General features: G+C 57.9%; 7 protein-coding genes. All 7 read right to left on the reverse strand.

Annotated features, from left to right (window positions below; genetic code table 11):
- Positions 1-246: 246 nt before the first annotated feature.
- Positions 247-1,176, reverse strand: coding sequence for a nucleoside recognition domain-containing protein (locus ABIL25_10315; GenBank protein ID MEO0082660.1), 930 nt, complete (start codon positions 1,174-1,176; stop codon positions 247-249).
- Positions 1,177-1,219: 43 nt separating this feature from the next.
- Positions 1,220-1,951: a UDP-2,3-diacylglucosamine diphosphatase gene (locus tag ABIL25_10320; GenBank protein ID MEO0082661.1), complete on the reverse strand. Its 732-nt coding sequence runs from the start codon at positions 1,949-1,951 to the stop codon at positions 1,220-1,222.
- On the reverse strand, positions 1,917-3,494 hold the full coding sequence (locus ABIL25_10325; protein ID MEO0082662.1) for an AAA family ATPase: 1,578 nt from the start codon (positions 3,492-3,494) through the stop codon (positions 1,917-1,919). The genes ABIL25_10320 and ABIL25_10325 overlap by 35 nt, the downstream gene beginning before the upstream one ends.
- On the reverse strand, positions 3,491-4,702 hold the full coding sequence (gene glgC, locus ABIL25_10330) for a glucose-1-phosphate adenylyltransferase (GenBank protein MEO0082663.1): 1,212 nt from the start codon (positions 4,700-4,702) through the stop codon (positions 3,491-3,493). Before glgC ends, ABIL25_10325 begins: the two co-directional genes overlap by 4 nt.
- A gap of 46 nt (positions 4,703-4,748) precedes the next feature.
- Entirely contained in the window at positions 4,749-5,279 is a 531-nt protein-coding gene (locus ABIL25_10335; protein ID MEO0082664.1) for a 2-oxoacid:acceptor oxidoreductase family protein, read from the reverse strand.
- Complete coding sequence (locus ABIL25_10340) at positions 5,276-6,124, reverse strand: thiamine pyrophosphate-dependent enzyme (protein ID MEO0082665.1); 849 nt, start codon at positions 6,122-6,124, stop codon at positions 5,276-5,278. The genes ABIL25_10335 and ABIL25_10340 overlap by 4 nt, the downstream gene beginning before the upstream one ends.
- A 25-nt stretch (positions 6,125-6,149) precedes the next feature.
- Positions 6,150-6,973, reverse strand: an 824-nt coding sequence (locus tag ABIL25_10345; protein ID MEO0082666.1) for a transketolase C-terminal domain-containing protein, incomplete at its 5' end; no start/stop codon positions are given.

Consider the following 6,973-nt stretch of genomic DNA (forward strand, 5'->3'; position numbering starts at 1 on the left):
ATTCGCCTGTTCCTTCATGAAGAACTCAACCGGTATCTTCTCATCCGGACCGGCATTATCCAGTATGCTCACAAGCTCCGGCTGAATCAGCGCCGCCCAAGACAGGCCGCAACCGAGCGCCAGACCCGCAGCCACGAGCACAAACACGTTCTTTCCAGACACGATTCCTCCTTTAGGAATATCGAAGGGAATTCTAAGCCCCTGACCGCTCAAGTCAAGCAATGGCTTACGCTCCTGCGTTGCTACTCAGACATCTGTCGGCGTCTCTTTTAGAATCCGACTCAGCATCCAGGTGACGATGACTGCAAGGACAATACGCGGCACCGTGATCCAGAAGAGATTTGCTCCGAGAACAACGAATATCGCCGTGTCCTCGAACAACCCGTGCGACAAAGCCAGGAATGTGGCAACAAGTGTCACCTGCCGGGAACTCAGCTTGTGTGCATGGGTTGATTCGATAATTAGCCCACCACCGAACACAATACCGAACACATTGCCGCCAAGCCATGGCAGGCCGGCCTCGCGAGAAAGCCCGATGTATCGAGTGACCCGGTTCACACCCGAGAGCAACCTTTCGAGAAGGCCATAGCGCTGTGCATACTCAAGCACGATGAATATCGCGACAAGCACGGCGAGCATCTTCCACGCGGTTGCGAACAGCCCCAGAGCCCAGTTCGATGCCGCCGGCCCAATACCATACCAGGGCAGTTGGGCCAGACGCGCCAGCAGCCCGGTTCCAGCTGTACCTACGTCTACTGGTGCGCGAACGATAAGTCGGCCCAGGCCCGCGCCGGCCAGTAGCGAAACCACAAGCCTGATCGCCCACAACAGCCACCACCGCGCCCTCATCTGGAAGAACACCGCCGTCTCAAGGATCTGGGAGTGGGATAACAGCAGCATCACACTCAGCACGGTAAGCTGGTCAACTGGCAGTTTCAGCGCGGTTATCGCACCCAGGCCGGCATAAAGGTTGATAACATTACCCAGAATCAGCGCCATTGCCGCTTCGCCCGGCAGCCTGAAGAACCGCATGAACGGTGCAGCAAAGTCGGCAAACGTTCTGAGCGCCGGCGTGTAGCGCAGAATGGTGATACCGGTATATACCGGAGCGACAATCATCATCAGCTTAAGGAACGCCCGGATACCATGCCACACGCCCAGGACTAGCGTTGACATTGGAGAAGAAGCAGAGGGCGGTTCTGGGACACTGCGTGAAGTGTTAGACAATTCGTCCATGTCCCGGCCCTTCGAACCGCTCAAGCGCAACAGCCCTGTTGCTGATAACGCCATAGGTGAAATTCTCTAGCCAGTCTCCAATGTTCAGGTAGATACCGGAGCCGTACCGCCGCAGCTCTGGTAGATGTGAGTGCGCCAGCACTACGACGTCAAATCCGTCACCCAGTTTCGTTTTCGCAAACTCTGCCATCCGCTCCCTCAGTTTCTCATCCGCTTGTCGCTCCCGGCTGCGGCGTGCGACCCAGTCTGCCAGACTCACACCAACATCGGGATGCAACAAAGAGTATAGCCAGTGCGCTGTCCGGCTACGGCTGAAACTTCGGAACAGAACCGACACCGGCCGTTGCTCGAGTTCATCGCCGTGGCCCATCCACACCCGCAGTCCATCAATCTCCTGCTCCAGATTCTTGCCGGCCGGAACTTCAACTTCTTGACACAGAAATGTGCCGAACCGGAAGTCATGGTTTCCTGGCAGATACACTACCCTGGTTCCGTCCCGGCGCAGTCTTGAAAGCTCGGCCAGGATTTTCACTCCGCACTTCGGTATGACCCTGCGATACTCGAAACCGAAGTCAAACAGGTCACCGAGCACGTACAGGACATTGGCCCGGCTACGGACTGTCTCAAGAAAGCAGAGCAGCCTCTCCTCGGCTTCAGCCGTACCTGCACCCAAGTGCGCGTCAGCGATGAAGTAGTACGCGCTCAATTTTTTCAAGCGAGCGGTTGACCGGTTGTCGGGTGTCAATCCTAATGAGGTTGTGTCCTGGCTTTGGCGGCACGAACCTGGCCTTCATCCGGCGATAGATTCCAATGTCGGCGTCGGACAGACACTGTGCGTGTAGTCGGCGGCGCATCCTCGAAACAACTGTCTTTTCCGGGCAGTCGGCGAACACAAACAGCACCTTCACCCCGGCCCGCCGTGCCAAGTCCCTTACCTCCTGCCGTGAGTCTTCGCGCAAGAACGTCGCGTCTAGGATTACGCTGTGGCCTGCGGCAAGCAGCACCCGGGCTCGCCGCAATAGCTCAGCATAAGTCCTACGACTGATGTCCTGGCGGTAGATACCCCGGTCTGCTCCTGGCCGGACGTGTGTGCCTACTGGTATGCCGACTAGTTGCTTGCGGATTGAGTCAGACAAGAGGTGGAACGCCAGTGTCCGACTCGCCAGCCTGCGGGCGATGTAAGTCTTGCCGGTTCCGGGCAGACCAACCATCGCACACAACCAATTGCGGGCAAAGAGCTTGCGTGCGTAGCGTTCGGACAAATGGAAATACCGACGTGCACTGGTCTTTGCCTCAACCTTGTCCTGCGCAGTCATACCCGGGTCATTCAGGTTGAAGCTCGTCACCTTGCCGCGCACGTATGCCCGATAACACAAATAGAAGTCCAAGAGCCGCAACAGTCCGGGGTCTCGCGCATACTCAACGTATCGCTCGACAAAGAAGTTCGCAAGGTCATGACGGTCATGATAGTCAAGGTCCATTACCATGAATGCGACCTCGGACGCCACGTCAGAGCACGAAAAGCGCGGGTTGAACTCGATGCAGTCGAAGATACGGATGTCTGGCCCGATGATAAAGATGTTCTTAGAATGCAGGTCACCGTGGCACTTGCGCACGAATCCAGCCTCGCGCCGGTGTCGAAACAGATGCCGCTTCTTCTGAATGAACTGCTCAACCGCTCGCCGGATGAAGTCAAACTGCGGGTAGGTTATTGTCCGGCCCCGGAAATCAAGGGTCTGGGCAAAGTTCTCGTCCCAGTTCAACCGAACGATTTCCGAACTGCCATACTGCGCGACCTGCGGCCCGCGTTCGGCCCGCTCGTGAAATAACGCAATCTGCCGGGCTACGGAATCAATATGTGCGAAAGTCACCCGGCCATGCTTTAGCTGCTCGGTCATTATCGCACTCTGCGGCAGCTCACACATCTTGATGCAGTAGTCAATCACCCGCCCCCGACCACCAAGCACGACCCCTCTGCGGCCCAGGGTTATCGGTAGCACCGCAAGGTAGATGTCGGCTGAGAGCTGCTTGTTGAGCCGGAACTCCTCCGTACAGAAAAACCGCCTCGCTGAAAGCGTCGTGTAGTCAAGGAACCCGAAATTGACCGGCTTCTTCACCTTGTAGCAGTACTCGCCGGTCAGAAATACCCAGGAGGTGTGAGTCTGAATCAACCGCACACGTCTGACATTTGGCCCGTAGAAGCCGGGCCGCAGCAACTCTCGTACCCGCCCCGCGATTGTCGGATCTATGAGATTCACAACTCGGTTCCCTTTGCCAGCACCACGACCCCGCCCTCGCTTACGGCAAAGCGTTTCCGGTCCTGCTCCAAGTCAAAGCCAATCTCGTACCCGGGTGGAATCCTGACCCGCTTGTCAACGATTGCCCGCCGGACTTTGGCATTACGCCCAACATCAACGTCCGAGAACAGCACCGAATCAGTAACCTGCGCATACGAGTTCACCCTGACCCTGGGTCCGAGTATTGATCGCTCTACTCTCGCACCCGATACCACAACGCCGCCGGACAGGAGCGAGTCCAGTGCCAGACCAACCCGCTTGCCCTCGAAATCAGCATGCACGGTCTTGGCTGGCGGGTCCGGCCTCGGCCGGGTCCGAATCGGCCAGCGCGGGTCGTACAGGTTGAACGCCGGCAGCACACCGGTCAGGTCCATGTTCGCCCTGTAGTAGTCATCAATCGTACCGACATCACGCCAGTACAGCGGCCGGCCGGCATCATCCTCGAACGGAAAACCAAAAACCTTATATCCGGTAAGCATCGCCGGAATCACGTCCCGGCCGAAGTCGTGACTTGAGGCCGGATTCTCGGCATCCACCATCAGCGCCGCAACAAGCGCCCGGGTCGTGAACAGATAGACACCCATCGAAACCAACGCGCGATCAGTTGAGCCGGGTTTCGGTCTGGGCCTGGCCGGTTTCTCCTCAAAACCGTGCACCCGGAATTTCTCATCTACTTCAATGACTCCGAATCGGCTGGCTTCTCCAACCGGCACCTCGTATAATCCAATGGTGGCATCCGCGGACTTGCGTCGGTGGAAGCGCAGCATCCGACGGTAATCCATCCGGTAGATGTGGTCCCCGGAAAGTACGAGTACATACTCTGGACTCAGCTCACGCAACGAGTAGATGTTCTGGTACACCGCATCGGCAGTACCGAGATACCAGTCAGTTGACATCCGCTGCTGAGGGGGCAACAGGCTGATGAATTCGCCGAGCTCGGCCGAATAGATGTCCCATGCTAGACTGACGTGCTTCTCAAGGGCATAGGATTTGTACTGAGTAAGCAGAAAGATGTGTCGCAACCCAGAATTGATGCAGTTAGAAAGGGTGAAGTCAATAATACGGTAAGCGCCGGCAAACGGCACCGCGGGTTTGGCCCGGTCTCGAGTCAAAGGGTACAGCCGCTCACCCTGCCCGCCGGCCAGGATGAACGTCAGGACTTCGGCCATCGCGCTAGTCTAACCGTGACGCTTGTGGGGTCAAGAACCGTTTGCGTCAGCGGTCCGGAACCAGCTCCCAGCCCGCGGCCAGTGCCGCAAGGTTCGCATCTAGTGACGCAGGCGGTACCCGATGTGCGACTGCCTGCTTGAGTGAGTCAAGCGCAACCGCACCGGTCAAACGACTCAGCGCGCCAAGCATAACGATGTTCGCAAAAAGCTCCCGGCCCAACTTGGTCCGGCTCGTCTCGGTGAAAGGCAGACGTACCGCACCCTGCCGCGGGCACTCCGGTACGTGAAAACTGTCAACGATGACCACTCCTCCGTGTTTCACATCCGCAAGGTAGCATCTCACCGCCTGTTGGCTTAGACACACAAGCACGTCCAGCCTGCGACACTTCGGGTACAGAATCGGCCGGTCCGAAATGATGACATCGGCCTTGGACGCACCGCCGCGCGCCTCCGGACCGTAGCTCTGAGTCTGGACTACCTCCCGGCCCTCGTACACCGCTGCTGCCTCGGCTAGAATCACACTCGCCAGAATCACACCCTGTCCGCCGAACCCTGCCAGCCTTGTTTCAATCCTCATTCAGCCGAGCCCTTCGACCGTTCTCGTACCTGCTGATAAAGCCGGGTGTACGGAGGCACCTCCTCGCGGTCGTGCAACACACCGATGACGAACCGGTCGGCTTCGCTCCAGGGGTCATCAACTTTGCTGACGTCAACCGACTTGTCGCGCATCCACTGGAGCATCCTGACCGCGTCGCCAATTCGCTGCTGCCGGCCATACAGTGTCGGGCACTGGGACACAACCTCGACAACAGAAAAGCCGGTCTTGGCCAGGGCCAGCTCAAACATCTTCTGAAGGTGCGCCACGTGATATGTCGTGCTGCGGGCCACGAACATCGCGCCTGAGGCCCGGGCCATAAAACATATGTCAAAGCTCCGCTCGCAATTGCCGTATGGTGCGGTTGCGGCGGGCTCACCGGTTGGTGTGGTCGGTGAGTACTGGCCACCGGTCATCGCATAAGTTCGATTGTTGATCACGAATACTGTCAGGTCAACGTTTCTTCTTGCCGCGTGGATGAAGTGGTTTCCACCGATCGCCATGATGTCACCATCGCCACCGAATACCACAACCTTCATGTCTGGCTTGGCCAGTTTGACCCCGGTTGCAGCCGGAATCGCGCGGCCATGCAGGGTGTGGAATGTATCACAGTCGAGATACCCGGGGACACGCGAAGAACAGCCGATACCCGAAACAACGCACAAATCGTCCTGGTTGACACCAAGTCTGAGAAAAGCACGGACCATCGTGGCCATTGCGGTGCCAATACCGCAACCCGGACAGAGGATATGTGGGAACCGTTCATCCAACCGAAAAAAATCAAGGAACTCGCCCGGCATCTGTCTCTGTCTTTCGCCGTTCATCATGCCCTGTTTGCTAGCCACCTCTTATCTATAATGCCTCCAGCACCTCTTCTGGAGTCAGCATCTCGCCGTCGTACCGCAGCACCGGCACGACCGGCACGTCGCGGTTCACAACCTGCTCGACCGAGCGACTGAGCTGCCCCTGATTCATCTCCGGCACCACAACTCGCCGGCAGCTTTGCAGGAGTGCAACCAGACGCTTGAATGGAAACGGCCACACCATCCGCAGTCTCAGAATCCCGACGCTCCTGCCGGTCTTCGATTCGAACTGGCGTTTGGCCTCCATTGCTGAACGCGCCGCGCTGCCGTAGCACACGATCACCGTTTCAGCACCGATGTCCTCAAACGTCAGGTCCCACAGCCAGGCTCGGTTTGCCTCAATTTTGTCACGTAGCCGATCCAAGTTCCACTTGATTATCTCCGGCTCGTCGCTCGGAAATCCGTCCTTGCGATGGACAAGACCCGTCAGGTGCACGCGGTATCCCTCGCCGAAACTCGCAATCCTTGCATCAAAATTCGTTGAATCCTCATAGTGGTAGTAATCTGACGGCTCCTTACGCCCGGCTGGCGCTTGCCACAACTTCGCCTGATCGGGCAGCTCCACCCGCTCCCGCATGTGCCCCACAATTTCGTCCATCAACACGATAACCGGGATGCGCAGCCGCTCGGAGAAATTCACAGCCTCGACCGTGAGGTCGAAACACTCTCGTACGCTCCACGGGCAGAGCGCCACAATCGGGTGATCACCGTGCGTGCCCCAACGCGCCTGCATCACGTCCGCTTGCGAAGTCCGTGTCGGTGTGCCGGTCGCGGGCCCGCCCCGCATCACATTCACAATGACACAAGGCAGTT

It is taken from the genome of candidate division WOR-3 bacterium, assembly GCA_039801365.1.
GTDB lineage: Bacteria > Hydrothermota > Tepidihabitantia > Tepidihabitantales > Tepidihabitantaceae > JBDRUN01.